Here is a 25,776-nt window from a genome sequence, read left to right on the forward strand (position 1 = left end):
CGGTGCGCTGCAGAGCCGGGGCCCATCTCTCCGAACTCAACGCGGCTAACGATTCTGGGTCCCGGCTCGCGGTCCGCGCGTCCGGGACATGAGAAACGTCACACCGCCCGCACCCTGACCCTCAACCCATCCTTCGGCTTCGGGATCGGCCACATCTGCCAGTCCGGCTTGTAGCCGGGCTCCAGCGACACCTCGATGTTCTGCAGGAAGTGCCGCGCGAAGCATTTTGCCTGCATGTAGGCGAAGTGCAGGCCGAGGCACATATGCGCGCCGCCGCCGAACGGCACGAAGGCGAAGCGGTGGCGGTTGCGCTGGGCCTCTTCGGTGAAGCGCATGGGATCGAAGCGGTCGGGCTCCGGCCAGATATCCTTCATGTGATGCGTATAGAGCGGATTGACGCCGACCGCGGTGCCGGCGGGAATCCTGTATCCCTTGAAGCTGAAATCGCGCATCGCGCGGCGCGGCATCGAGGGCACCGGCGGCTTGATCCGCAGCGCTTCCTTGAACGCCATCTCCGTCAGCTTCATCTTGTCGAGATCGTCGAAGCTGCTCGGCGCGTCCGGCGCGAGCCCGAGTGCCATAACCTCCGCGCGCAGACGTTCCTGCCAGTCCGGATTGGCGGCGAGCTCGCCGACGAAGGAGGTCAGCGACGAGGTCAGCGTGTCGTGCGCCGCCATCATCAGGAAGCTCATGTGGTCGATGATGTCCTGCTCGGACAGCAGCGCGCCGTCCTCATGGGTGGCGCGGCAGAGCTGCGAGAACAGATCGTCGCCGCCGTGATTGCCGCGTCGCAGCGGAATCTGCTCGCGAAAATAGGCGACGATGCGCTTGCGGCCCTTCACCCCGCGCGCCATCTGTGTGCCGGGCAGGGGCCGGCGGATCGGCGCGACGGCGGCCGCGACCATGTCGACGAAGGCGCGGTTGATCTCGTCGACCTCCGGCCCGATATTGGCGCCGAGGAACGACGCCGCGGCAAGATCGAGCGTGAGCTGCTTCATCGCCGGGTAGAGCTGCATCTCGCCGGGTCTAGCCTTCCACTGCGCGACCCGGCCTTCGATGCCGCGGTCGAGATCGGCCAGATAGGATTTCATCGGCCCCGACTTGAACGCGACCGACAACGCCTTGCGATGCAGCCGGTGCTCGTCGAAATCGAGCAGCATCAAGCCGCGTGGAAACAACAGGCCCAGCACCTTGTTCCAGCCGTGAGTCGAGGAGAACAGCTTGTGTTGGTCGAACAGCACCAGCTCGTTGGCCTCGGGGCCGAGCAGCACGACGTTGGTCTCGCCGAAAATGTGGGTGCGATAGACGGGCCCGTATTTGGCGCCGTTCCGCTCGATATGTCCCTTGGGGTCGGCCAGCACCTTGAAGGTCATGCCAATGATCGGCCAGCCTTCGTCGCCCGGGATGTGCGTCAGCTCGTTGCGCCTGGGCGGGGTGTAGCCGAGTTCAGACGTGGCCACATTCTGCATCGACATGACGATTGCTCCGGTTGGCGGACCGAACAGACATCGCGCGACCACGGCAATATTGCGGCCTGCGCCAAACTGACCAGGTCAGAATAGCACAGGCCGATATGTCTTGCGCGTGAACGTGGTTACGAGCGTAACGCCAATGAGGCCTAGCGCTTCGCCGCTTCCTTCTGCAGATCTGGCGCGTTGACGGCTGGAATCGCAACGCGGCCCGGCCCGGTCACCTTCAGCGCCTCGGCGGCCTTCTCGTTCTCCATGATCTTGGCCATCACCGCTTGCCCGGCGCGCTCGAAGATCGCGCGGTTCTCGATCACGAATTTTTGCGACTTGCGCAGGCCGTCGATGTAGCCGTTGATCTCCGGCACGACATAGCGCGCGACCATGTCCCAGCTCCGGCGCGTGGCTTCCGGATTGGCCCAGTCGTGCACGAAGCCGATGATGGCGCCGACGCCGCCGGACACCTGCATCACGTTCTTGATGGTTTTGACGAGGTCGTCGGGCGTGCCGATGGTGGAGGCCGCGCCCTCGACGAAGGCGGTCTTGTCCACGGCTTCATCCGGCGAGGAGAACGCGGTCAGCCCCGGCCGCTGCAGCGTGCCGACATTATATTCGTTGTGCCAGCGCATCAGCCCGGCGCCGGCCTCGCGGCGCGCCTGCTCGCGGCTCTCGGCGATGTGGAAGGTGAGCAGCACGCGCCAGTCGGCGCGGTTCACCTTGGTGCCGTGCTTCTTGGCGGCGTCCTCGGCGAACTGCCATTGCTGCTGCAGCGACATCAGCCCTTGCGTCGTCATCGAGCCCAGCGAGATGATGCCGATGCCGAATTTGCCGGCGAGCGTCATGCCTGACGGCGAGATCTGCGAGGCCACCACGAACGGCATCTCCTCCTGTAGCGGCAGGAGCTGGAGCGCGGCGTCGTTCATGGTGAACCAGTCGCTCCTGGCGGTGACGCGCTCGCCGTTGAACAGGCGGCGGATGACGCCGATCGCCTCGTCCTGGCGGTCGCGCTGCGTCATCGGGTCGATGCCGAGCGTGTGTGCGTCGGAGGCAAGCGCGCCGGGGCCGGAGCCGAAGATGGCGCGGCCGCCGGTCATGTGGTCGAGCTGCACCATGCGCTGCGCGACGTTGAAGGGATGGTGATAGGGCAGCGACACCACGCCGGTGCCGAGCTTGATTCGCTTGGTGCGCTCGCCCGCCGCGGCCAGAAACATCTCGGGCGAGGCGATCATCTCCCAGCCGGAGGAATGGTGCTCGCCGCACCAGAACTCGTCATAACCGAGCGCGTCGAGCTGCTCGACGAGGTCGAGATCGCGCCGGAACTGGAGCATCGGATGTTCCCCGATCGGGTGATGCGGGGCAAGAAAGGCTCCGAACTTCAGGCGCGCCATGGCGTTCTCTCCGGCTTCGATTTTCTGTTTGTTGAAGTGATGAGGCTACGTGGTGGCGGCAACGAACGCAATCGCGTGATGTCCCGCGCAGCGGAATGCAGGCATGCGTAGCGTAGACTGCTCTCTTCGCTATTCACTGCTTGCGCGCACACGCTTCCACACCCGTCATGGCCGGGCTTGTCCCGGCCATCCACGCCTTGCCCCGCTGTACGGAGAACGTGGATGCCCGGGACAAGCCCGGGCATGACGAGAAGAGGGCGGAGCTACCGCGTCATCCTGTTCCACGCATCGAGGCCAGCGATCTTGTACGCCTCGGCCAGCGTCGGATAGTTGAACGTGTTCTGGATGAAATAGTCGATTGTGCCTTTGAGGTTCAGCACGGCCTGGCCGATATGGATCAGCTCGGTGGCGCCTTCGCCGAGGATGTGCACGCCGAGCAGGCGGCGGGTCTTGGTCGAGAAGATCATCTTCATCATGCCGCTGTTCAGCCCCATGATGTGGCCGCGCGAGGTCTCGCGGAAACGCGCGATGCCGACCTCGTAGGGAATGCCGCGCGTACGCACCTCTTCTTCCGTCAGACCCGCGGTCGAGATCTCCGGCACCGAATAGATGCCGTAGGGGAAGAATTCCGGCGGCGCCAATGGCTCCATGCCGAGCGCGTGGCAGGCAGCGACGCGGCCCTGCTCCATCGAGGTCGAGGCAAGGCTCGGAAAGCCGATCACGTCGCCGGCGGCGTAGATATGCGGCACGCTGGTCTGCAAGCTGACCGGATCGACCGTGATGCGGCCGCGGTGGTCGACGGCGATGCCGGCGGCTTCGAGATTGAGGCGGTCGGTGGCGCCGACGCGGCCGGCCGCGAACAGCAGCATTTCCGTGGTGACGTGCCGTCCGTCGGAGAGGTTGGTGACGATGCCGCCCTGCGCGGTCTTCTCGATCGACGTCACCTTGGAGCCGAGCCGCAGCGCGACATTGCGGTCGCGTAATTCGTGCATGAACTCCTCGATCAGTTCCTTGTCGATGAAATCGAGGAAGGTTGGTCGCGGCTCGATCAGGGTCACGGGCACGTCGAGCGCGCTGAAGATGGTGGCATATTCGACGCCGATCACGCCGGCGCCGATCACGGCCAGGCTGCGCGGCAGCTTCGGCAGCTCGATGATCTCGTCGCTGTCGAGCACGCTTGTGCCGTCGAACGGCACGTAATCGGGCCGGAACGGACGCGTGCCGCAGGCGATCAGGATGAAGGCGGCCGACACGGTCTTGGTTTCGCCGATTGCGCTCGTGATCTCGACCTCGTGCGGCGAGACGAAGCGCGCCTCGCCATTGGCGGTGCGGACGAGGTTGCGGCTGAACTGATGCTCCAAGACCTCGACCTCGTGGTCGAGCGTCTTCTGGAGCCGGATCATCAGATCGCTTGCCGCGATGTCCTGCTTCACCTTGTAGGAGCGGCCGTAGAAGCCGCGCTCGCGCCAGCCGGACAGGTTCAGCACGGTCTCGCGCAGCGTCTTGGAGGGGATCGTGCCGGTGTGAACGGAGACGCCGCCGACCCGCCGGCCCTTCTCCACCACCAGTACGGCCTTGCCGAGCTTGGCACATTGCACCGCGGCCCGGCGCCCGGACGGGCCCGAGCCGATCACCACCATGTCGTAGTCGTACATCGGGAGACTTCCGAACCCCTGCAAAATCAGCGGGAACCGACATGCAGCAATCGGGCCAGTGCGGCAAGGGGAAAACAAGTCCTACCTCCGAGGTAATCGCGCGGATGACGCCGATCTGCGAGCATCGCGCGCAAATAAATTCCCGAAAGCTGCTTCGCCGATGCATCAAACCGTCACAAAGCCCATCGATTCGACCCGCCGCTGGTGGGTGCTGGCGATCGTCGTCGCCGCCCAGTTCATGTTCGGCGTCGACGCCTTCATCGTGAACGTCGCCATCCCGACCATCGCGGTCGATCTGCACGCGACGCCGGCGCAGATCGAATCCGTGATCGCGATCTACCTGATCGCCTATGCGACGCTGGTCGTCACCGGCGGCCGGCTCGGCGACATCCATGGCACGAAGAATGTCTTCCTGGCAGGCGTGCTCGGCTTCACGGCGACCTCGCTCTGGTGCGGGCTGGCACAGTCCGGCGCCGAGTTGATCATCGCGCGGCTGGCACAGGGCGCGACCGCGGCGCTGATGGTGCCGCAGGTGCTGGCGACATTGCATCTGCTCTTCACCGACGAGACGCGCAGCCGCGCCTTCGCCATCTACGGCATCGTGCTCGGGCTCGCCGGTGCTGCGGGTTTTCTGCTCGGCGGTCTCCTCGTCACGATCGACCTTGCGCACACCGGCTGGCGCTCGGTGTTCTTCGTCAACGTGCCCTGCGGCCTCGTCATCGCCGCTGCGGCCTGGCGCATCATGCCGACGGTGCCGCGGCGATCAGGCACGAGGCTCGACATCAAGGGCAGCGTCGTCCTGTTCGCGGGGCTGCTCTGCCTGATCGGGCCGCTGCTGTTCGGCCATGATGTCGGCTGGGCGCCGTGGCTGTGGGCGGTGATGGTGCTCGGCGGTGTGACCCTCTTTGCATTCCTGAAGCTCGAACATGCCGTCGCGCGTAGCGGCGGCATGCCGCTGATTGACCTCACTCTGCTCGCGGATGCCGCCTTTTTGCGCGGGCTTGGTGCCGCGTTCTTTTTCTTCGTCGCCAATCTCTCCTTCTATCTGGTCATGACGCTATTCATGCAGCGCGGGCTCAAGATCGCGCCGCTCGAAGCCGGCATGGCCTTCATTCCACTCGCGCTCGCATTCGTTGTTGCCTCGCGCCACAGCGGCGTGCGAGCGCGTCATCGGGGCACCAAGGTGTTGATCGAAGGCTGCGCGCTTCAGATCGCGGGCCTCGCCGCGCTTGCGCTTGTTGCTGCCTGTGTCGAATCGCCAACGGCAACCACGCTCGCACTCACCATGATCGTCTTCGGCTACGGTCAGGGACTTGTGATGGCGCCGCTGTCAGGCGCGGTGCTGTCGACCGTCAAGCCTGTCGCGGCAGGCTCCGCCTCCGGCGCGTATGGCACGACGGCGCAGATCGGAAATGCGGCCGGAGTGGCCGCAATCGGTGCGGTGTTCTTCGCAATCGAAGCGCTGCAATCAGCGCGCGCAGGATTTCTCGTCTCGCTTGTGTTGTTTGTGACGTTAATCATGATCTGCGCCGCATTCTTGTCGTGGATGCGCCGCGCATCTGCACGAAGTTGAGGCAGTGCGGTTAATACGTGCGGATTCCTGCGGGTATTTGCGTGATTTCGGGTGATTGACAGCGCACGGCCTTTTTATTTTGCACCGCAGCAACTATTTGGTTTGGGTGAACGTTGAGATTCGCCCATCAGGAAGTTGCCGTGTCGTTAGCCAGAAATGTCGATCTGTTGAGACGTCTGCCGAAGCTGGACGGTCTGCGCTTTGCCGAGTTCGGCCGCAGCGCTGATTCATCCAGCCCGCTGCAAGAAGTCACGGACTTCGGCGCCAATCCCGGAAACTTGCGCATGTTCGCGTTCGTGCCGGCGCAGCTGCAGAAGCCGCGCGCGCTCGTCGTCGTGCTGCATGGCTGCGGCCAGACCGCGGCCGGCTATGATCTCGGCGCAGGCTGGTCGACGCTCGCGAAGCACTATGGCTTCGCGCTGCTGATGCCCGAGCAGCAGCGCGTCAACAACGGCAACACCTGCTTCAACTGGTTCAATCCGGAAGACACCGCGCGGGACAGCGGCGAGGCGCGTTCGATCCGCGAGATGATCGCGCACATGGCCGCGACGCATCGCATCGATGCCAGGCGCATCTTCATCACGGGTCTCTCTGCCGGCGGCGGCATGACCTCGGTGATGCTTGCAACCTATCCGGAAGTTTTCGCAGCCGGCGCTGTCATTGCCGGCCTGCCATATGGCATCGCCTCGAATTTGCGCGAGGCGCTGGACGGCATGTTTCATTCGCCGGTGCGCCCCGCGCGCGCGCTCGGCGATCTCGTCCGCAATGCCTCGGATCATCGCGGGCCGTGGCCAAAGATGTCTGTGTGGCACGGCAGCGCCGACCGCACCGTCAATCCCGGCAATGCCAACGAGATCGTCAAGCAGTGGCTCGATCTGCATGACCTGCCCGCCGTGCCGATGGCCGAGACCAATGTCGACGGATATCCGCGCCAGGCCTGGTGGAACAAGGACGGCGAGACGCTGGTCGAGTCCTACGCCATCACCGACATGGCGCACGGCACGCCGCTTGGGCTAGCCGACAACGACCAGCGCTACGGCATCGAAGGTGCGTTCCTGATCGAGGCCGGCATCTCCTCGTCCTATCACATCGCAAAATTCTTCGGCCTGACCGGCTGGATTCCGGACGCCGCGAAGAAAGCGGAGGCAAAGCCCGCAACGCCAAAGCCGGCGCTGACCCCCGCGCCGCATCTCGCCCGCTCGATCCGCGCCGCCGTCGCCGAGCAACCCGAGCCCAAGCGCGAGAAATCGCGCAGCTTCGATCTCGGCCAGATCATCACCCGCGCGCTGACGGCGGCGGGGTTGATGAAGTAAGCCCCACCGTCGTCCCTGCGAACGCAGGGACCCATACCGCGTGATCTATCGATCGCGGCAGGTCGAAGTACCGAACACCGAGCCTTCGCCAGACCTCTCTTTGTGGTTATGGGTCCCGGATCTGCGCTTCGCTTGTCCGGGACGACAGCGGGATTTGTGGCGACGCTATCGCGCCCCGGAATGACGAAGCTACTTCGTCGCGTCGATCATCTCGATCGGCGTCGCCGTCACCTCGCCGCCGGCGACCTTCCTTGTCATCTCCTGATAGGCCCTGAAGAACTCCCGCGATTGCAGCGTCTTTTGCGCGGCATCGTCGGTGACGCTGGCGAGGTGAAAATACTGGCCGTCGTCGCGGTTCTTGAGGACGCGATAGCCGATCCGCCCTTTCAGCTCCGGATCGCCGTCGATCGCCTTGATGAAGCGGCCGATCTCGCGGTGCCATTCCTCCGTCGTGCCGTTCCTGAACTGGTACTTGATCATGAAGTGCTTCATGTGACGCTCCCTGTTCGTCCTGTGCGTCATCATCTGCGCCCTGGGAGCGATCCCGCAAGTATGGACAAAATTGATAGTATGGACTTTTTCGCCGTCGCTCCTATCCTGCCGCAAGCTGGCTGGCATGGAGGAGACGACATGGCAAAGGCCAATCCGGCGCGCACCTGTCCGGTTGCGGCGTTTCAAAAAATGATCAGCGGCAAGTACAAGCTGCGCATCGTCTGGGACCTCAAGGACGGCCCGCGCCGCTATGGCGAGATCAGGAGCGGCCTGCTGCGCGGCGCCAGCGGCAGCGCCGAGATCACCCCGCGCGTGCTCAGCCGCGAATTGAAGGCGCTCACCGAGAGTGGTCTCATTGACCGCAAGGATTTTGGCGAGGTGCCGCCCAAGGTCGAGTATCGCCTCACGCGCAAGGGCAAGAGTTTCGTGCCCGTCGTGGCGGCCATTCGCGAATGGGGCGAGCGTAACCTGAGTGAGACGGCGGCGCTCGCGGACGCCGCCGAGTAAAACCTACATTTCGCCGGTGACGAACGGATTGGTCATCCGCTCCTGGCCGATGCTCGAGCCGGCGCCATGGCCGCAGATGAAGCCGACATCGTCGCCGAGCGGCAGCAGCTTGGTCTTGATCGAATCGATCAGCGTGGGGTGACTGCCGCCGGGCAGATCGGTGCGTCCGACCGAGCCCGCGAACAAGACGTCACCGACATGGGCGAACCGCAATTCCTTGTTGAAGAACACCACGCTGCCGGGCGAATGGCCGGGGCAGTGGAAGATGTCGAAGGAGAGGCCGCCGATCGAGACGGTGTCGCCCTCGTCGAGCCAGCGGTCCGGCGCGAAGTTGCGGACCCCGGTCATGCCGAAGCGTGCACCGCTCTCGACGACATTGTCGAGCAGGAACTTGTCGGCCTGATGCGGGCCCTCGATCGGCACCTTCAGCGCATCGCGCAGCTCCGCCGCGCCGCCGACATGGTCGATATGGCCGTGGGTCAGCCAGATCTTCTCGACGGTGACGCCGGTCTGCTTGATCGCGTCCAGGATCTTCGGCACGTCGCCGCCGGGATCGATCACCACGGCCTTCTTGCCGGGCTCGTCCCAGATGATGGTGCAGTTCTGCTCGAACAGCGTCACAGGAACGATGATCGCGCCCGCCTTGGCTTGCGAGGAGTCTTGGGTGTCATTTTGCTCGGTCATGGCGCCACAATGCCGATTTTTGCCATGCCGCCAAGCAAAAGATTCGTGCGAGCGGCGGGGGAACAGCCGCACCAAACGTCACACGGCCGTCCCAATTGCCTTGCCAGTTTGAACCGGGGCGTTCCTGCCGCGTTCTCTCGCGCAGGGCAGAATATCGGGTGGTACCTCCGGCATGGCACAGGGCGGCGACAATTGGTGGCGCGACGGCATCTTCTATCAGATCTACCCGCGCTCGTTTCAGGACAGCAACGGCGACGGCGTCGGCGACCTCGCCGGCATCCTGCGCCGGCTGCCTTACGTGAAATCGCTCGGCGTCGACGCGATCTGGCTGTCGCCGATCTTTCCTTCGCCGATGGCCGATTTCGGCTACGACATCTCCGACTATACCGGCATCGAGCCGCTGTTCGGCACGATGGCGGATTTCGATACGTTGCTCGCGGCCGCGCATGACAACGGCTTGAAGCTGATCCTCGATCTCGTACCGAACCATACCTCGGACCAGCATCCGTGGTTCATCGAGAGCCGGTCCTCGCGCGACAATCCCAAACGTGACTGGTACATCTGGCGCGACCCGAAGCCGGACGGCGGCGTGCCGAACAACTGGCTGTCCGAGTTCGGCGGCAGCGCGTGGGCCCTCGACGAGACCACAGGTCAGTACTACTACCACGCCTTCCTGGCCCAGCAGCCGGACCTCAACTGGCGCAATCCCGAGGTGCGCACCGCGATCTACGACGTGATGCGGTTCTGGCTGGAGAAGGGCGTCGACGGCTTTCGCGTCGACGTGATCTGGCACCTGATCAAGGATTCTGAGTTCCGCGACAATCCGCCGAACCCGCATTACGTCGAGGGCCGGCCGCCGAACGAGAAGATCCTCACCCAATATTCCACCGACCAGGACGAGGTGCATGAGGTGATCGCGCAGATGCGGCGCGTCACCGATGCGTATGCGGCGCGCGTGCTGATCGGCGAGATCTACCTGCCGCTGCATCGCCTGATGGCCTATTACGGCAACGACCTCACCGGCGCGCAGATGCCGTTCAATTTCGCGCTGCTCTCGACCTTCTGGAGCGCGCGCTCGATCGAGACGATCGTCGAGGATTACGAGAAGGCGCTGCCGAAGCGCGCCTGGCCGAACTGGGTGCTCGGCAATCACGACCGTCCGCGTGTCGCAAGCCGCGTCGGGCCTGAGCAGGCCCGCGTCGCCGCCATGCTGCTCCTGACCCTGCGCGGCACGCCGACGCTCTATTACGGCGACGAGATCGGCATGCATCAGCTCGCGATCGCGCCGGAGGACGTGCAGGATCCCTTCGAGAAGAACGTGCCTGGCCTGGGCGTCGGGCGCGACGGCTGCCGCACGCCGATGCAATGGGACTCGTCGAACTACGCCGGCTTCTCGGAAGCAAGGCCATGGCTGCCGCTGCCCGAGGATCACATCCGCGAGAACGTCGTCGATCTCGAGGCCGATCCGCGTTCGATCCTCAGCCTGTACCGGCGCCTGATCGCCTTCCGGCGGACATGTCAGCCATTGGTGTCGGGCGACTATCACCCGATCGCCGCGCAAGGCGATCTCCTGATCTACCGCCGCGCCGCCGAGGGCAAGGCGATCATCGTGGCGCTCAATCTCGGCCGCGAGCCGATCGCGGTGACGACGAGCGCGATCCGGTTCGGCAGCGAGATTGTGCTGTCGACGTTCCTGGATCGCGAGGGCGAGCGGCTCGAAGGCGTGCTCGATTTGCGCGGGAATGAAGGGGTGATCGTCGCGCCGCGCTAGCCGTCGTCCCGGACAAGCGCAGCGAAGCGGCGCGCCGATCCGGGACCCATAACCACAGGGAGCAGTTTGGCGAAGACTCGGAGTGACCTGCTCGCGCCACACTCCTGCCCGTGGTTATGGATTCCGGGCTCGCGCCGAGTGGCGCGCCCCGGAATGACGCAGGCGGCCGCATCTACCCCGGATGCTTCTTCCCTCGCACCGTATGCTCGTCGATATCATCCCGCTTCAACAGATAATCCAGCCCGCCGACGCGATACCAGCGATAGCCATAGGGCTCCAGCACGACGCGGTGCTGGCCGCGCTTGTCGGCGTGGCTGTGATCTTCCGCGAGCAGATTGATCAGGTGCGCGCCGGCATCATCCGGCAGCCCCGCCGAGAACGCGATCTCGCGCGGCTTCTCGTCGAGATTATGCACGAACAGCACCGAATTGTTGCGCCAGTCGTAGCGGATGATGAACACGGCGGGATCGCGTAGAGGGATGACAGCGAAATCGCCCCAGCCGATCTCCGGCACTTCTTTCCGCATGCGCACGATGCGCTCGGTCCAGTTCAGCATCGAGTTGGGATCGCGCCGCTGCTTGGCGACATTGACGTGCGGGTAGCCGTAGGGCCCCTGGTCGATCACGGGGCAGGCCGGCTTGTCGCTCTTGGTGAAGCCGCCATGCGGCTCGGTCGACCATTGCATCGGCGTGCGCGCGCAATTGCGCTCGGGCAGCGAGAGATCATCGCCCATCGCGATCTCGTCGCCGTAGCGGATCACGGGCGTTCCCGGCAGCGTGCACATCAGGCTGTATGCGAGCTCGAGCCGCCTGCGATCGCCGCCCAGCATCGGAGCAAGGCGGCGGCGGATGCCGCGGTCGTAGAGCTGCATGTCCTTGTCGGGACCAAAGCTTTTGAACACCACCTCGCGCTGCGTTTTCGTCAGCCGTCCGAGATGGAGCTCGTCGTGATTGCGCAGGAACAGGCCCCATTGCGCCGAGGCCGGCCGCGGTTTCGTTGCTTTCAGCGCCTTGGCCAGCGGGCGGGAATCGGCGGAGGCCAGCGCATAGAACAGGTGCTGGTTGACCTGGAAGTTGAACATCATGTGCATGCGGTCGGCATCGCGGCCGAAATAGTCGAGGTCGGTTTCCGGCAGCACATTGGCTTCGGCAAGGATGATGGCGTCGCCCTGGCGCCATTGCAGGAATTCGCGGAACGCGCGCAGCATGTCGTACTGCTCGACCGGCTTCTTCACCTTGGCGCCCTTGGTGGAGATCACGAAGGGCACGGCATCCATGCGGAAGCCGGAGACGCCGAGCTGGATCCAGAAGCCCATGATCTTCAGGATCTCGGCCTGCACATGCGGGTTCGAGGTGTTGAGATCGGGCTGGAAATCGTAGAAGCGGTGGAAGTAGTAGGCGCCGGAGTCCTTGTCGCGCGTCCAGGTCGATTTCTGCACGCCGGGAAACACCATGCCCTTGTTGGCGCCGGCCGGCTTCTTGTCGGACCACACATACCAGTCGCGATAGGGCGAGCTCTTGTCGCGCCGCGCCTCCTTGAACCAGTGATGCTGGTCGGAGGTGTGGTTGACGACGAGGTCGATGATGACGCGGATGCCGCGCTGCTGGCAGCCATGGGTGAACTCGACGAAATCGCCCAGCGTGCCGTAGCGGGAATCGACGCTGTAATAGTCGGCGATGTCGTAGCCGTCGTCGCGGCCCGGCGAGGTCTGGAACGGCATCAGCCAGATCGTGGTGATGCCGAGCCCGTGCAGATAGTCGAGCCGGCGGAGCAGGCCCTTGAAATCGCCGACGCCGTCTCCGTTCGCATCCATATAGGTGCCGACGGACAGGCAATAGATCACGCCGTTCTTGTACCAGAGATCGTCGATCATGCGCGGGCAGCCTCGATGTCCCCGCCGAGGTGTGGCGGCTGCGTGATAAGTACGTGGGGGAGGGGAGGTTCCGCGCGTCGCCTCACACTCTCTGTCGTCCCGGGGCGCGCGTAGCGCGAGCCCGGGACCCATAACCACAGGAAGTCGTGTTGCGAAGATCAGGAGTGATCCACTTCGCTCCACAACTCCTCCCTGTGGTTATGGATTCCGGGCTCGCGACTTCGTCGCGCCCCGGAATGACGGGCAGAACGGAATCGGCTAATCTCCCGCCATGGACAACACCGCGCGCAACATCGACCTTGTTCCGCCGCCGGACCGTCGCCAGTCCGAGACCGCGCTCGCCATCGCGCGCGGCACCGCGCGGCTGCTGCGCTCGCTCGGCTTCTCCTGCATCAGCGAATTGCCGCTGCCCTCGGGCCGGCGCGCCGATCTCGTCGCGCTGAACGAGCGCGGCGAGATCTGGATCGTCGAGATCAAATCGTCAGTCGAGGATCTGCGCGCCGACCAGAAATGGCACGAATACCGCGCCCATTGCGACCGGCTGTTCTTCGCCTTCACGCAGGATCTGCCGTGCGAGATCTTTCCTGGAGATACCGGCCTGATCGTCGCGGACGCCTATGGCGCGCACATGCAGTGCGAGGCGCCCGAGCACAAGCTGCCCGCGCCGACGCGCAAGCAGATGACGGTGCGTTTCGCGATGGCGGCAGCGTTACGGATCAACCGCCTGGTCGATCCGCAAGGCCACGCGGATTTCTGGGAATAGCGGCGCCGCGAACAAAGGTGCCGTAGGGTGGCAAAGCGAAGCGTGCCCACCAATTAGAGATGGTGGGCACGGCGCTTCGCGCCTTTGCCCACCCTACGATACCTGTCGATCCGTCATCCTGAGGTGCGAGCGTAGCGAGCCTCGAAGGATGCTCGGCCCCGATGCAGCCGGGCCGTCGCCCTTCGAGGCTCGCCTTGCGTTGCAAGACGAGCACCTCAGGGTGACGGTGAGCGATCGGTAGTTGCGGAAAACTACCGCGGCGCGCGCTTTGCGAGAATTCGCTGCAGCGTGCGGCGGTGCATGTTGAGCCGTCGCGCGGTTTCCGAGACGTTGCGGTTGCACATCTCGTAGATGCGCTGGATGTGCTCCCAGCGGACGCGGTCAGCCGACATCGGGTTGGTCGGCAGCTCGGACTTCTCCGCGCTGGTCGAAAGCAGCGCGGCGACGACGTCGTCGGCATCCGCGGGCTTGGACAGATAATCGATCGCGCCCATCTTCACCGCAGTCACGGCGGTGGCGATGTTGCCATAGCCGGTCAGCACGATCGCGCGCGCGTCGGGACGCTTCTTCTTCAGCGCCGAGACCACGTCGAGGCCGTTGCCGTCACCGAGCCGCAAGTCGACGACGGCGAATGCCGGCGCCGCCTTGCCGATCTGCGCAAGACCGTCGGAGACGGTGTCGCACGACGTCACAGCAAAGCCGCGGGTCTCCATCGCGCGCGACAACCGCTCCAGGAACGGCTTGTCGTCTTCCACGATGAGCAGCGAGCGGTCGGCCTGTTCGTTCAGTTCGGCGATGGCGTTCAAGGTGTTGTCCTCTCTCCAGCGCGTCTACATATGGCGTCGCAATCGGGCGGTGCCAAGGCCGCCTATAGTCGATCGGCCCTGCTGTGCGACCCTAGGTCGCGGTCTATCCTATTGTTTCTTCGAGCGTCTCGATAGCCTCAAAACGCTCTCGCGGCCACGTGACTTGCACCACTGCACCGTGTTCCGGGAAGGTCCGGTTGGTAAACGAGACCTTGGCGCCGGTACGTTCCAGCAGCGTGCGCGCGATGAACACGCCAAGCCCGAGGCCGCGCCGCTCGCCGCCGACGTCATCGACGGTGCGCCGCCGCGACAGATAGGGCTCGCCGATCCTGTTAAGGATATCGGGGGGAATGCCGGGGCCGTCGTCGGAGATCACGAGCTCGATCGCGTCCTTGTTCCACCAGGCATTGACCTCGACGGTGGTGTGGGCGAAATCGACCGCGTTCTCGACGATGTTGCCGACGCCGTAGAGGATCGCCGGATTGCGCGAGCCGACCGGCTCGGCGGCGGCCGTCACCGCGATCCGCACCTTGATCTCGACACCGAAATCGCGGTGCGGGGCCACCACCTCCTCGATCAGCTCGGACAGCTTCATGCGGTCGAACGGCGCGCCGGTGGAGGAGAGCTGGGTGATCTTGCTCAATATGTCGCGGCAGCGCTGGGTCTGCTCGCGCAGCGTCTTCAAATCGGCGGCAAAGACCGGATCCTTCACGGTCTTTTCCAATTCGCGCGAGATCAGGAAGATGGTCGCGAGCGGCGTGCCGAGCTCGTGCGCGGCGGCGGCGGCAAGGCCATCGAGCTGGGTCAGATGCTGCTCGCGCGTCAGCACCAGCTCGGTCGCGGCCAGCGCGTCCGCAAGCTTGCGCGCCTCCTCGGTCACCTGGAACGAATAGAGGCTGGTGACGCCGATCGCGAGCACGATCGAGAGCCAGACGCCGACGAGATAGATCGGCGGCAGCACCAGGGGATCGTCGGAATCCCAGGGCAGCGGAAAATGGAAGAAGAACAGGATCGATGCGCAGGCAACGGCCAGGAGGCCGAGGCCGAAGGTGAAGCGGGCCGGCAGCGCGGTCGCCGAGATCAGCACCGGCGCGAGGAAAAGGAACGAGAACGGGTTCTGCAGTCCGCCGGTGAAGAACAATAGCCCGGCCAGCTCCACGATGTTCAGCGCGAGCAGCCCGGCCGCCTGCATCGGCTCCAGCCGCTGCATCGGATTGGCCGCGGTCTGGAGTCCCAGATTGAGCGCCGCCGACAGGGCGATGATGCTGACGCAGGGGACGATCTCGACGTTGAACTCCAGCCCCTGCGCCACGATAAAGATCGCGGCGAGCTGGCCGAGCACGGCGAGCCAGCGCAGCCGCAGGATCGTGTCGAGCCGGATATGCGCTGCGCGGGGCGGAAGCCGGAAGCGGCGATTTCGGTCATATCGGCCAATGTGGCGGTGCCTTCTCGATCACAAGCGCAGGGCTGGCGGAACCACCGGATTACAAGCCTTGCGCTATCCGCTGCAATAGCAGAAGAACGGCCAGCATGACCGAGAATGGCAAGGCTTCAAGTCGGCCGACTGTCGCGGAGCACAGCTCCCCGGCGATTGCGGTCGATCATCTGGTCAAGGTCTACAAGCAGACCCGCGCCGTCGACGACATCTCCTTTTCGCTGCCGCGCGGCAGCATCACCGGGCTGCTCGGCGGCAACGGCGCCGGCAAGACCACGACCATCGCGATGATCATGGGCCTGGTGCTGCCGACCTCCGGCCGCGTGCAGGTGCTCGGTCATGAGATGCCCGAGGAGAGCGCGGCCGTGCTGGGGCGGATGAATTTCGAGAGCCCCTATGTCGACATGCCTATGCGGCTCACGGTACGCCAGAACCTGACAGTTTTCGGCAAGCTGTACGCAGTCAAGTATCTCTCGGATCGCATCGCAAAACTCGCCGACGATCTCGACCTCACCGATTTCATCGATCGCGCCAACGGCAAACTCTCCGCCGGGCAGAAGACCCGCGTCGCGCTGGCAAAGGCGCTGATCAACCAGCCCGAATTGCTGCTGCTGGACGAGCCGACCGCCTCGCTCGATCCCGATACCGCCGACTGGGTGCGGGCGCATCTTATGAGCTATCGCAAGGAAAACAACGCCACCATCCTTTTGGCCTCGCACAACATGCTCGAGGTCGAACGACTCTGCGACCGCGTCATCATCATGAAGCGCGGCCGCATCGAGGACGACGACACGCCGGAGGCCATCATGGCCCGCTACAACCGCACCACGCTGGAGGAGGTGTTTCTGGACGTCGCGCGCGGCCGCGTGAACGGCGCGAAGGAGGCAGCGAGGTGAGGGGTAGCCGTATTCGTTTGTCATTCCGGGGCGCGCGGAGCGCGAGCCCGGAATCCATAACCACAGGCGATCGTTGTGGGGCGAGATTGGCAACTCCGAGTCTTCGCCAAATTCAATCCTGTGGTTATGGATCCTCAGATGCGCAATTGCGCATCATAGTTCGCGACTACGTCGCGCCCCGGGATGACAGATTTCATCCGGGCTACACGGTGCCGTTATGACCGAGCTCTCCCTCCACCGCGGCATCTCCGCCCACCGCATCGGCGCGATGATCCTGCGCTACTGGTACCTGCTGCTGTCGTCCTGGCCGCGGCTGCTCGAGCTGCTGTACTGGCCGGCGCTCCAGGTCATCACCTGGGGCTTCATCCAGTATTACATCGCGGAAAACGCCAGCTTCTTCGCCCGCGCCGGCGGCACGCTGATCGGCGCCGTGATCCTCTGGGACATCCTGTTCCGCGGCCAGCTCGGCTTCTCCATCTCCTTCCTGGAGGAGATGTGGGCGCGCAATCTCGGCAACCTCATGATGAGCCCGCTGAAACCAATCGAGTTTCTGCTGTCGCTGATGATCATGAGCCTGATCCGGCTCGCCATCGGCGTCATTCCGATGACGCTGCTGGCGCTGTTCCTATTTCACTTCAACGTCTACGCCCTCGGCCTGCCGCTGATCGCCTTCTTCTGCAATCTGATCTTCACCAGCTGGTCGGTCGGCATCTTCGTTTCCGGCCTGGTCGTACGAAACGGCCTCGGCGCGGAGAGCATCGTCTGGACCTTGATGTTCGCGATCATGCCGCTGGCCTGCGTCTACTATCCCGTCAGCGTGCTGCCGGTCTGGCTGCAATATGTCGCCTGGGCGCTGCCGCCGACCTACGTGTTCGAAGGGATGCGCGCGCTGCTGATCGAGAACACCTTTAGGAGCGATCTGATGCTGGATGCGTTGCTCATCAACGCGGTGCTTCTGGTCGCTTCTTTTGGGGCATTCCTTGCCCTTTTGCGCAGCGCCAAAAAGCACGGCTCGCTGCTCTCGGCCGGTGAATAACGTCACTTTCTCGTGGATTCAGGCTGATTTAGCGCTGGCGGCTCCGTAGATGTACGGAAGCATGCATTGACGCAATATTACGCATTCGGCAGTATGCTGCGATGCGAAGAGGAATATGACGATGCCTATTGGTGAGTTCGGCGGCGCGCCGCCCCTGGCTGCAGAAGGCAGTCCGGTCCTGACGACGCCGATGTACTGGATGTACGAGATGGCACAGGCCTCTCTCAATCCGGCGCGTGCGGTCACCGATGCGACCAAGCTGCTGTTTCAGAATCCCCTCAATCCCTGGGCGCGCACCGAGGTCGGCAAGTCCGTTGCCGCCGCCTGCGAATTGTTCGAACGCACCACGCGCCGCTACGGCAAGCCGGAATGGGGCCTCGACGACACCGAGGTCAACGGCATCCGCGTCCCCGTCGAGGTCCGCTCGGTCTGGGAAAAGCCGTTCTGCAAGCTGCTCTACTTCGATCGCAAGTTCGCCCGTCCGCTGCGCAGCCCGCAGCCGCGCGTGCTGATCGTCGCGCCGATGTCCGGCCACTATGCGACCCTGCTTCGCGGCACGGTCGAGGCCTTCCTGCCGGCGCATGAAGTCTACATCACCGATTGGGCCGATGCACGCATGGTGCCGCTCAGCGAAGGCCGCTTCGATCTCGACGATTACATCGACTATGTCATCGAGATGCTGCACGTCCTCGGCGGCAACACCCATGTGATGGCGGTGTGCCAGCCCTCCGTGCCTGTTGTCGCGGCCGTCTCGATCATGGAAGCGCGGCGCGATCCCTTCGTGCCGACCTCGATGACGCTGATGGGCGGCCCGATCGACACCCGCCGCAATCCGACCTCGGTGAACAAGCTCGCGCAGGAGCGCGGCATCGACTGGTTCCGCAACACCGTCATCACCAAGGTGCCGTTCCCGCATCCGGGCATGATGCGCGACGTCTATCCGGGCTTCCTCCAGCTCAACGGGTTCATCAGCATGAACCTCGACCGGCACATGGACGCCCACAAGCGTCTGTTCGCCAACCTCGTGAAGGGCGACGGCGACCTCGTCGACAAGCACCGCGACTTCTACGACGAATATCTCGCGGTGATGGATCTCTCCGCCGAGTATTACCTCCAGACCGTCGACACCGTGTTCGTGAAGCACTCGCTGCCGAAGGGCGAGATGACCCATCGTGGAACGCGCGTCGATCCCTCCAAGGTCACCCGCGTCGCGTTGATGACGGTCGAAGGCGAGAACGACGACATCTCCGGGCTCGGTCAGACCGAAGCGACGCACACTTTGTGCAGCTCGATCCCCGATCATCGCCGTGTTCATTACGTCCAGAAGGGTGTTGGACATTACGGCGTGTTCAACGGATCGCGATTCAAGTCGGAAATCGTTCCGCGCATCCATGATTTCATGGTCTCGGCGGCGAATCCGACCTCGTTGCAGGCTCTCGCGGCTGAGTAACAGCGTTTTCGAGCGAAGTGGCGACCGGTTCGCGTAAAGAAAACGCGTCAAAAGAAGAATCTAGAGCCGTTCCGATTACATCGGGGCGGCTCTAGGCGCGATTTCGGCTTTCCCGTCGAAATTTCAGGTCCTCCCGGAGGCTTCGGGAGGGCTTGGTTCCCGCCAGATTCGAGGTATTTAGGTAGCGCTGTAGGAGTGAGTCCGGCCTCACCCCTTGGGGGTGCCGCATGCGTCCAGAGGGGGCGAAAAAAACGGGTTCCAACCCCAGTCTGTAGGGTCTCCCGGACGTCAGACCCCTGTATATTGGGCAAATGATTTGTTTTTGCGCCGAGCGCTTTCCCTGGCGGCGGTTATGGCAGAATCCGGGCGAACTCCTGCTCCCCGGACTCACAGACATGGCCACACGCGCGCTCCTCTATCGGCGGCCCCACGAACCAAAGACCCTCGTCATCACCCATGGATCGCAATTCTTTGCGATTCGCCTGCGCAGACATCGCCGAGCGCGCCGTTACACGCTCAGAATTCATCCGAGCGACCGCGAAGCCATCCTCACCATGCCGCCGCGCGGCACACTCGCTGAAGCGAAGGACTTTGCGTCGCGTCACGGCGCGTGGATCGCGGCACGTCTCGGCCGTCTGCCGAAGGCTGCGCCGTTCCAACCTGGCACAGTGATACCGCTTCGCGGCACGCCCCATCGCATCGTTCATCGCGCCGGTCAGCGCGGCACGGTGTGGACCGAGATGCGCGACAGCGGTGAACGCATTCTCTGCGTCGCCGGCGGGCTCGACCATGTCGATCGCCGCGTCGGCGACTTCCTCAAGCGCGAGGCGCGCCGCGATCTGCAGCGCTCGGCGGAAACCTATGCCGACGAACTCGGCGTCAGGGTGAAGCGGCTTTCGATCCGCGATCAGTCCAGCCGTTGGGGCTCCTGCACCTCGGCGGGTTCGCTGTCGTTCTCCTGGCGCCTGATCCTCGCGCCGCCCTTCGTGCTCGACTATCTCGCCGCCCACGAGGTCGCCCATCTCGTCGAGATGAACCACTCGGCGCGGTTCTGGCGGGTCTGCGGCAGGATCTGCCCGTCAATGGAGCGCGCCAAGAAGTGGCTCGATACGCACGGCAACGACCTGCACCGGTACGGGGCCGAGGATTAGGGCTCGCCGCCAGCGTCTTGGAAGGTGTCATCGCCCGCGAAAGCGGGCGATCCAGTATTCCAGAGGCCGTTCTTGTTAAGCCCAGACGCCGCAGCGTACTGGATTCCCCGCTTTCGCGGGGAATGACAGCGAAGAGTGCGGCGGCATCAAGCAACCTTCACGCACTGAAATCCGCACTCGTCCCCGCCTGCGCGCGTGACGCCGCATACGACGATTGCTGCTGCGCTGTCGCCTTCTGCCCCTCCGCCAGCATCGCCTGGAACGCGGCGTCGAGTTGCTCGCGGCTATAGGTCGTGGACTTGCTTTCACGCGGCGTCCACTGCGATTGCGTGATGGCGGTGGGCGCCTTTTCGACGGTGCCGCCAAGCCGCTCGGCGTATTGGTCGGCCCTCCATTGCGCCAGATCCGGCCCGCTCAAACCGGGAGGATCCTCGAGCTTGCCGATCTTGGCGGCCGCCTGGTTTGTCATCGCCGAAGACCCGGCATTGTACAGCGTGGCGACCACTTTGCCGTCGACCTTGACCTGCGCATAAACGTTCTCCGGTGCATTGTCGGGGACGGACGATTCAGGCGCACTGGTCTCGTGGGAGATCAGCCAGTGCGTTGCCATGAGGTCGCGCAGGAACGGATCATCCGCCGCCGAGATCGGCTTGGCACCTGTCAGCGGCTTGACCTGCGAGACGTCGATCCGGAAGCCCCCGGTCGCAGCGTCACTCGCATCCGGTACCACCGGCTGGAGACCCGATGTCGCGCTCGACGTGGACGTTGACGCAGGCCGCAGCTGAGGCAACGCGCCGTTGGATACACCTGAAATCATGGAACGCTCTCCTGTACTCGCACAACCTGTGAGAGCAAATCCCGGGCCGCTGACGGGCGCTTGAAGAGATTGGTGTTTTTGCTTTTAGGGAGCTGCGGCCCCGCGGAGAATCTTGCCGCGCTAGGCAGGACTTGCCGAAGCGGCAGCGGGGAGGCGCGGGCTGCCAGCCCAGCAAACAAGGTCATCGCCCGCGAAAGCGGGCGATCCAGTATTCCGCGACGGCAGTGATTGAATCGAGGAGCCGCGGCGTACTGGATTCCCCGCCTGCGCGGGGAATGACAGCAGAGGACGAGGTGACGTCCGCGCGCCTTGCTCGATTCTCGCCACACTCCGCGACGCTTGCGCGAGACGCGTCATTTGCCCCGTCGCTTCAAGCGCTTCGCACCATCCACCGCGCACAGCGCCTGATATCACCACCTACTGTGCATGGGGTTGTTTTCGCAGTTCGGTTTCGAGGCCTCGATGACCCCAGGCCGAAGCTACCGATTCCCGCCGAACAGCCGGTCCATCAGCCAGCCATCCAGGCCCGCGGCGGCCTCCGGCCGCACATTGGCGCGCGTCGGCGTGGCGGGCGATAGCCGCCATTGCTGACTGGCGCCGGTGCAGGTCCAGGCGCGGCCGGTGTCGGCGGCGAGATCTGCGAGGCCGCTTGCGCAAGGTTCGAGAGGCCCCAGCTAGCTTGCGAGTTTGGCAAGGCCGCCACCGGCACGCCCTCATGCGCCGTCTTCATGAAGCGCGACCAGACCTCCACCGGCAGGCCGCCGCCGGTCGCCTTCTTGGTCGGCGAGTTGTCGTCATTGCCGAGCCAGACGCCGGTGACGAGGCTCGCGGTGTAACCGATGAACCAGGCGTCGCGGTAATCCTGGCTGGTGCCGGTCTTGCCGGCGGCCGGCCAGCCCGGGATCTCCGCCTTCTTGGCGGTGCCTGATATCAGCGTCTCCCGCATCATCGCGTTCATCATGCCGACATAGCGGGGATCGATCACCTGATTGCGCTCGTCCGGCTGGCGCATGTAGAGCAGCTTGCCGCTCAGCGTCCTGATCCGCGTCACCACATGCGGGGTGACGGCCAAGCCGCCATTGGCGAACGGCGCATAGGCGCCGACCAGCTCGACCACCGAGACTTCGGACGTGCCGAGGGCGATCGAGGCGTTGGGCTCGAGCTTGGAGGAGATGCCGAGCCGGTGCGCGGTGCGCACCACGTTCTTCGGCCCGACCTCGAGGCCGAGGCGGATCGCGACCGTGTTGAGCGACATCGCCAGCGCCTGGGTCAGCGTCACCGCGCCGAAATATTCATGGGTGTAGTTCTCGGGCTTCCAGCCCTTGACCTCGATCGGCGCGTCCTGGCGGACGGTGTCGGGCGTCAGGCCCTGCTCGAGCGCGGTCAGATACACGAACGGCTTGAACGAGGAGCCCGGCTGGCGCTTCGCCGTGACCGCGCGGTTGTACTGGCTCTCGGAATAGTTCCGCCCGCCGACCATGGCGCGCACCGCGCCATCGGGCGTCATCGCCACCAGCGCGCCCTGGCTGACATTGAACTTCACGCTCTTGGCCGCAAGCTCGTCGATGATGGCGGCTTCCGCAACGCTCTGCAGCTTCGGATCGATCGTGGTCTCGACCTTGATGCTCTCGTCGATCTGCCCGACCAGATCGTCCAGCACCTCGCCGATCCAGTCGGCGACGTAATTGACCGTGCCGGCGCCGGCCGGCTTCACATTGTAGGAGGGGTGGCCGATCGAGGCCTGCGCCTGTGCGTCGGTGATGAACTTCGCATCCGCCATCGCCGCGAGCACGATTTGCGCGCGCGCTTCGGCCCCTTCGGGGTTGCGGTTCGGGGCGAGGCGCGAGGGCGATTTGACGAGACCGGCCAGCATCGCGGCTTCCGCGACCGTGACGTTCTTCGCCGACTTGCCGAAATATTTCTGCGCGGCAGCTTCGACGCCGTAGGCGCCGGAGCCGAAATAGACGCGGTTCAGATAAAGTTCCAGGATCTCGTTCTTGGAGTGCTTGCGCTCCAGCCAGATCGCCAGCTCCGCCTCCTGCAGCTTGCGCTGCATGGTGCGCTCCTGGGTCAGGAACAGGTTTTTCGCCAGCTGCTGCGTCAGGGTCGAGCCGCCCTGCGACACGCCGCGATGGAGCACGTTGGTGACGAGGGCGCGCAGGATGCCGATCGGGTCGATGCCGAAATGCGAATAGAAGCGGCGGTCCTCGATGGCGATGAACGCCTTCGGCAGATAAGGCGGCAGATCCTTCAGCGCGACATTGGCGCCGGCCATCTCGCCGCGCTGCGCCAGCATGCTGCCGTCGATGCCGACGATCTGGATCGTCGGCGGGCGCTTGGGGATTTCCAGCGACTGGATCGGCGGCAGATGGGCGCCGACATAGACCACGACGCCGATCACGGCGATCACGCCCCACAGGCTCAGCACCGCGCCCCAATAGATGAGACGGCTGAGGCCGAACCCGCCGCGCGACTTCGACCTTCGCTTGGCGCCGCTGCGGCTTGGCTGAGCCTTCCGCTCGCGCGGCGGCTCCTCGTCGGGCTCGTCGGCTTTGCGCTTGGCGGATGATTTCGTGGACTTCTTCGGCGTGTCGTCGCCGCCGGGGATGCGGTCCGCGGCGGTCAGGCGCAGATCGGCGAGCGCCGCGGGCAAGCCGAACAACGGCTCCTTCCGCCCACCCTTCTTCTTTCCCCACGCCATACGCAAAACGCCCGGTCAGACCGCCCCGCCGCACGCTAGCGGTCGCTGTTTAAGGCCCGGTTACCCCGGCGTTAACGCGCGATTAGGAGATGCGGCATTCGCCCGCCGCAGTTCCGCTTCCGAGGCGTGGGAGTTAGGATCGAATGCATAAAGAAGAGGGAGTTCGCATGGGCCACATCGATCCGACCAAGGAGATCTTTGCGCAGTTCCGGGACAACGACCGCTCGGGCCCGATCCACATGCTCAACCTGGTGCGCCTGCGCAAAGAAGCCGCCTATCCCGACGGCCGCAAGGCGAGCGGCGCGGAGGCCTATGCCGCCTATGGCCGCGAGAGCGGCCCGGTGTTCGAACGCCTCGGCGGCCGCATCGTCTGGCAGGGCCGGTTCGAGCTGATGCTGATCGGCCCGCAGGAGGAACGCTGGGACCATTGCTTCATCGCGGAATATCCGAGCGTCGCCGCCTTCGTCGAGATGATCCGCGATCCCGTCTATCGCGAGGCGGTGAAGCACAGGCAGGCGGCGGTGGAGGACTCGCGGCTGATCCGGCACGCCGTGCTGCCGGTCGGGAAGAATTTTGGGGAGATACCGACTTGATTGCGGTGGAGCGAATCTCTCTCCACCGTCATGGCCGGGCTTGACCCGGCCATCCACGCCTTCGTGTTCAATCATTCCGGGGCGGCTCGGAGAGCAGAACCCGGAATCTCGAGATTCCGGGTTCGATGCTGTCGCATCGCCCCGGAATGACAGCGAGAGAACTAACCCGCCGGACCCGCATCCTCCAGGATCGGGCCGAACAGCTCCCAGCGCTCGCCGCTGAACTTCATCATCTGAAGCTGCTTGTTGACGCGGTAGTCGGTCGGCGAGGTGTTGGCCTTGATGCCGGGCAGCGCGGTGTCGCTCGTGACGTCCTTCAGCGAGGCCGCCTGCTTCATGACGTTCTCACGCGTCAGATCGTCACCACACTGCTTCAGCACATGCACCAGCAGCTGCGCCGTGCTGTAGCCGTAGGTGTTGAAGTTCGAGTCCTTGTCGCCGTCGGGATAGTACTTCGCCATGAAGTCGAAATACCTCTTCAGGCCGGGATCATCCTTCCAGGTCGGATCGAGCGGTTCCTTGCCGTAGTTGACGCTGATGAGGCCCTTGGCTGCCTCGAGGCCGGCCGGCTTCAGCACCGCGCCGACGGAGGTCGCGTTGATGTCGACGATCTGCACTGGATGCCAGCCCATTTCGGCGATCTTCTTGATCGCCTGCGCGGCCTGCTTCGGCGTGGTCGCGCTGAAGAACAGATCGGCGCCGGCGTCCTTGATCTTGAGGATCTGCGAATCGACGGTCGGATCGGAGACCTCGTAGGAGGCTTCGGTCACGATCATCTTGGCGGCCTTGTCGCCGAGGCCGGCCTTGAGGCCGTTCAGATAATCCTTGCCGAGGTCGTCGTTCTGATAGAGCACACCGATCTTGGCGTTCGGATGCTCCTTGAGAATGTACTGGCCGTAGATGCGGCCTTCGACGAAGTAGTTCGGATTGAAGCCCATGGTCCACGGAAAGTTCTTCGGATCGGTGAACCTGGAGGCGCCGGTCGCCGCGAACAACTGCGGCACCTTCTTGGCATTGAGATATTTCTGCACCGCCGCGTTCACGGGCGTGCCGATGATCTGGAAGGTCAGCAGCACCTCGTCGCTCTCGACCAGCTTGCGGATCTGCTCCACGGCTTTCGGCGGCGAATAGGCGTCGTCGTATTGAATCAGGTTGATCTTGCGGCCGTTGATGCCGCCCTGGTCGTTGATCATCTTGAAATAGGCGGCCTGGGTCTTGCCGATCGACGAATAGGCCGACGCCGGTCCCGAAAACGGCATGGTCTGCCCGACCTTGATCTCGGTGTCGCTGGCGCCCGGATCATATTTCTTCTGGGCATTGGCCGCAGAGATCGACAGCGCGAGGGTCAGCGCCGTTGCCGTGGCCAGATGCAGTACTCCATTCCTCATTCGCAATTTCCTCAGTTT

At 64.2% G+C, this 25,776-nt stretch carries 20 protein-coding genes and 2 pseudogenes; 11 read left to right on the forward strand and 11 right to left on the reverse strand.

Going from position 1 to position 25,776, the window contains the following annotated elements; translation table 11 throughout:
* Positions 1-98 precede the first annotated feature (98 nt).
* Complete coding sequence (locus FOM02_RS01820; RefSeq protein ID WP_027563313.1) at positions 99-1,475, reverse strand: cytochrome P450; 1,377 nt, start codon at positions 1,473-1,475, stop codon at positions 99-101.
* A gap of 143 nt (positions 1,476-1,618) precedes the next feature.
* Positions 1,619-2,854 carry an LLM class flavin-dependent oxidoreductase gene (locus FOM02_RS01825; RefSeq protein WP_027563312.1) on the reverse strand — a complete coding sequence of 412 codons (1,236 nt, stop codon included), beginning with the start codon at positions 2,852-2,854 and terminating at the stop codon, positions 1,619-1,621.
* Here FOM02_RS01825 and FOM02_RS01830 point away from each other — a divergent pair.
* Positions 2,798-2,965, forward strand: a complete 168-nt coding sequence (locus tag FOM02_RS01830; protein ID WP_167336474.1) for a hypothetical protein — start codon at positions 2,798-2,800, stop codon at positions 2,963-2,965. The two genes, FOM02_RS01825 and FOM02_RS01830, sit on opposite strands and share 57 nt — an antisense overlap.
* 152 nt (positions 2,966-3,117) lie before the next feature.
* On the opposite strand, the gene sthA is transcribed toward FOM02_RS01830, so the two are convergent.
* The gene (sthA, locus tag FOM02_RS01835; protein WP_092211884.1) at positions 3,118-4,509 is read right to left on the reverse strand and encodes a Si-specific NAD(P)(+) transhydrogenase; all 1,392 of its coding nucleotides are present in this window, start codon (positions 4,507-4,509) and stop codon (positions 3,118-3,120) included.
* Between the two features lie 160 nt (positions 4,510-4,669).
* On the opposite strand from sthA, the gene FOM02_RS01840 reads away from it, so the two are divergent.
* Complete coding sequence (locus tag FOM02_RS01840; RefSeq protein WP_027563311.1) at positions 4,670-6,082, forward strand: MFS transporter; 1,413 nt, start codon at positions 4,670-4,672, stop codon at positions 6,080-6,082.
* A 140-nt stretch (positions 6,083-6,222) separates the two neighbouring features.
* Entirely contained in the window at positions 6,223-7,395 is a 1,173-nt protein-coding gene (locus FOM02_RS01845; protein ID WP_027563310.1) for a PHB depolymerase family esterase, read from the forward strand.
* 189 nt (positions 7,396-7,584) lie between these two features.
* Here the strand turns inward: FOM02_RS01845 and FOM02_RS01850 are convergent, their stop codons facing one another.
* Positions 7,585-7,887, reverse strand: a complete 303-nt coding sequence (locus FOM02_RS01850; RefSeq protein WP_231164169.1) for a hypothetical protein — start codon at positions 7,885-7,887, stop codon at positions 7,585-7,587.
* A 138-nt stretch (positions 7,888-8,025) separates the two neighbouring features.
* Between FOM02_RS01850 and FOM02_RS01855 the strand changes: the two genes are divergently transcribed.
* The gene (locus FOM02_RS01855; protein WP_027563308.1) at positions 8,026-8,394 is read left to right on the forward strand and encodes a winged helix-turn-helix transcriptional regulator; all 369 of its coding nucleotides are present in this window, start codon (positions 8,026-8,028) and stop codon (positions 8,392-8,394) included.
* 3 nt (positions 8,395-8,397) lie between these two features.
* Here FOM02_RS01855 and FOM02_RS01860 read toward each other — a convergent pair whose 3' ends face one another.
* The gene (locus tag FOM02_RS01860) at positions 8,398-9,078 is read right to left on the reverse strand and encodes an MBL fold metallo-hydrolase (protein ID WP_027563307.1); all 681 of its coding nucleotides are present in this window, start codon (positions 9,076-9,078) and stop codon (positions 8,398-8,400) included.
* A 172-nt stretch (positions 9,079-9,250) separates the two neighbouring features.
* On the opposite strand from FOM02_RS01860, the gene FOM02_RS01865 reads away from it, so the two are divergent.
* Entirely contained in the window at positions 9,251-10,849 is a 1,599-nt protein-coding gene (locus FOM02_RS01865) for an alpha-amylase family glycosyl hydrolase (protein WP_027563306.1), read from the forward strand.
* 172 nt (positions 10,850-11,021) lie between these two features.
* On the opposite strand, the gene FOM02_RS01870 is transcribed toward FOM02_RS01865, so the two are convergent.
* Positions 11,022-12,722, reverse strand: a complete 1,701-nt coding sequence (locus tag FOM02_RS01870) for an alpha-amylase family protein (protein ID WP_265441422.1) — start codon at positions 12,720-12,722, stop codon at positions 11,022-11,024.
* 271 nt (positions 12,723-12,993) lie between these two features.
* Between FOM02_RS01870 and FOM02_RS01875 the strand changes: the two genes are divergently transcribed.
* On the forward strand, positions 12,994-13,485 hold the full coding sequence (locus FOM02_RS01875) for an MmcB family DNA repair protein (RefSeq protein ID WP_027563304.1): 492 nt from the start codon (positions 12,994-12,996) through the stop codon (positions 13,483-13,485).
* Between the two features lie 251 nt (positions 13,486-13,736).
* Here the strand turns inward: FOM02_RS01875 and FOM02_RS01880 are convergent, their stop codons facing one another.
* Both FOM02_RS01880 and FOM02_RS01885 read right to left on the reverse strand, forming a co-directional pair.
* On the reverse strand, positions 13,737-14,291 hold the full coding sequence (locus tag FOM02_RS01880) for an ActR/PrrA/RegA family redox response regulator transcription factor (RefSeq protein WP_027563303.1): 555 nt from the start codon (positions 14,289-14,291) through the stop codon (positions 13,737-13,739).
* Positions 14,292-14,394: 103 nt separating this feature from the next.
* A pseudogene (locus FOM02_RS01885) lies at positions 14,395-15,716 on the reverse strand (ActS/PrrB/RegB family redox-sensitive histidine kinase).
* Between the two features lie 105 nt (positions 15,717-15,821).
* Here FOM02_RS01885 and FOM02_RS01890 point away from each other — a divergent pair.
* The 4 genes from FOM02_RS01890 (at position 15,822) to FOM02_RS01905 (ending at position 20,259) form a co-directional block, all read left to right on the forward strand.
* Positions 15,822-16,622, forward strand: coding sequence for an ABC transporter ATP-binding protein (locus FOM02_RS01890; RefSeq protein WP_027563301.1), 801 nt, complete (start codon positions 15,822-15,824; stop codon positions 16,620-16,622).
* A gap of 217 nt (positions 16,623-16,839) precedes the next feature.
* Positions 16,840-17,658 (forward strand): ABC transporter permease, encoded by an 819-nt coding sequence (locus tag FOM02_RS01895; RefSeq protein WP_027563300.1) that lies wholly within the window; start codon positions 16,840-16,842, stop codon positions 17,656-17,658.
* A 121-nt stretch (positions 17,659-17,779) separates the two neighbouring features.
* Positions 17,780-19,108 (forward strand): polyhydroxyalkanoate depolymerase, encoded by a 1,329-nt coding sequence (locus FOM02_RS01900; RefSeq protein ID WP_027563299.1) that lies wholly within the window; start codon positions 17,780-17,782, stop codon positions 19,106-19,108.
* Positions 19,109-19,419: 311 nt separating this feature from the next.
* Positions 19,420-20,259, forward strand: a complete 840-nt coding sequence (locus FOM02_RS01905) for a M48 family metallopeptidase (protein WP_027563298.1) — start codon at positions 19,420-19,422, stop codon at positions 20,257-20,259.
* 157 nt (positions 20,260-20,416) lie between these two features.
* Here the strand turns inward: FOM02_RS01905 and FOM02_RS01910 are convergent, their stop codons facing one another.
* Together FOM02_RS01910 and FOM02_RS01915 are read right to left on the reverse strand one after the other, a co-directional pair.
* Entirely contained in the window at positions 20,417-21,076 is a 660-nt protein-coding gene (locus FOM02_RS01910; RefSeq protein WP_027563297.1) for a hypothetical protein, read from the reverse strand.
* 479 nt (positions 21,077-21,555) lie between these two features.
* Positions 21,556-23,777 (reverse strand): annotated as a pseudogene (locus FOM02_RS01915) (transglycosylase domain-containing protein).
* A gap of 167 nt (positions 23,778-23,944) precedes the next feature.
* Here FOM02_RS01915 and FOM02_RS01920 point away from each other — a divergent pair.
* The gene (locus tag FOM02_RS01920; RefSeq protein ID WP_027563295.1) at positions 23,945-24,370 is read left to right on the forward strand and encodes a DUF1330 domain-containing protein; all 426 of its coding nucleotides are present in this window, start codon (positions 23,945-23,947) and stop codon (positions 24,368-24,370) included.
* A 161-nt stretch (positions 24,371-24,531) separates the two neighbouring features.
* Here the strand turns inward: FOM02_RS01920 and FOM02_RS01925 are convergent, their stop codons facing one another.
* Positions 24,532-25,758, reverse strand: a complete 1,227-nt coding sequence (locus tag FOM02_RS01925) for an ABC transporter substrate-binding protein (protein ID WP_027563294.1) — start codon at positions 25,756-25,758, stop codon at positions 24,532-24,534.
* Positions 25,759-25,776: the final 18 nt, after the last annotated feature.

This window comes from Bradyrhizobium sp. SEMIA (assembly GCF_014844175.1).
GTDB lineage: Bacteria > Pseudomonadota > Alphaproteobacteria > Rhizobiales > Xanthobacteraceae > Bradyrhizobium > Bradyrhizobium arachidis.

Excerpts from the sequence above, each read along its gene's own strand:
- FOM02_RS01855 (WP_027563308.1), top strand. The coding sequence starts at position 8,026 with ATGGCAAAGGCCAATCCGGCGCGCACCTGTCCGGTTGCGGCGTTTCAA.
- FOM02_RS01900 (WP_027563299.1), top strand. The coding sequence starts at position 17,780 with ATGCCTATTGGTGAGTTCGGCGGCGCGCCGCCCCTGGCTGCAGAAGGC.
- FOM02_RS01905 (WP_027563298.1), top strand. The coding sequence starts at position 19,420 with ATGATTTGTTTTTGCGCCGAGCGCTTTCCCTGGCGGCGGTTATGGCAG.
- FOM02_RS01825 (WP_027563312.1), bottom strand. The coding sequence starts at position 2,854 with ATGGCGCGCCTGAAGTTCGGAGCCTTTCTTGCCCCGCATCACCCGATC.
- FOM02_RS01840 (WP_027563311.1), top strand. The coding sequence starts at position 4,670 with ATGCATCAAACCGTCACAAAGCCCATCGATTCGACCCGCCGCTGGTGG.
- FOM02_RS01875 (WP_027563304.1), top strand. The coding sequence starts at position 12,994 with ATGGACAACACCGCGCGCAACATCGACCTTGTTCCGCCGCCGGACCGT.
- FOM02_RS01870 (WP_265441422.1), bottom strand. The coding sequence starts at position 12,722 with ATGATCGACGATCTCTGGTACAAGAACGGCGTGATCTATTGCCTGTCC.
- FOM02_RS01820 (WP_027563313.1), bottom strand. The coding sequence starts at position 1,475 with ATGTCGATGCAGAATGTGGCCACGTCTGAACTCGGCTACACCCCGCCC.
- FOM02_RS01860 (WP_027563307.1), bottom strand. The coding sequence starts at position 9,078 with ATGACCGAGCAAAATGACACCCAAGACTCCTCGCAAGCCAAGGCGGGC.
- FOM02_RS01910 (WP_027563297.1), bottom strand. The coding sequence starts at position 21,076 with ATGATTTCAGGTGTATCCAACGGCGCGTTGCCTCAGCTGCGGCCTGCG.
- FOM02_RS01850 (WP_231164169.1), bottom strand. The coding sequence starts at position 7,887 with ATGAAGCACTTCATGATCAAGTACCAGTTCAGGAACGGCACGACGGAG.
- FOM02_RS01865 (WP_027563306.1), top strand. The coding sequence starts at position 9,251 with ATGGCACAGGGCGGCGACAATTGGTGGCGCGACGGCATCTTCTATCAG.
- FOM02_RS01830 (WP_167336474.1), top strand. The coding sequence starts at position 2,798 with ATGTTCCCCGATCGGGTGATGCGGGGCAAGAAAGGCTCCGAACTTCAG.
- FOM02_RS01895 (WP_027563300.1), top strand. The coding sequence starts at position 16,840 with ATGACCGAGCTCTCCCTCCACCGCGGCATCTCCGCCCACCGCATCGGC.
- FOM02_RS01890 (WP_027563301.1), top strand. The coding sequence starts at position 15,822 with ATGACCGAGAATGGCAAGGCTTCAAGTCGGCCGACTGTCGCGGAGCAC.
- sthA (WP_092211884.1), bottom strand. The coding sequence starts at position 4,509 with ATGTACGACTACGACATGGTGGTGATCGGCTCGGGCCCGTCCGGGCGC.
- FOM02_RS01925 (WP_027563294.1), bottom strand. The coding sequence starts at position 25,758 with ATGAGGAATGGAGTACTGCATCTGGCCACGGCAACGGCGCTGACCCTC.
- FOM02_RS01920 (WP_027563295.1), top strand. The coding sequence starts at position 23,945 with ATGGGCCACATCGATCCGACCAAGGAGATCTTTGCGCAGTTCCGGGAC.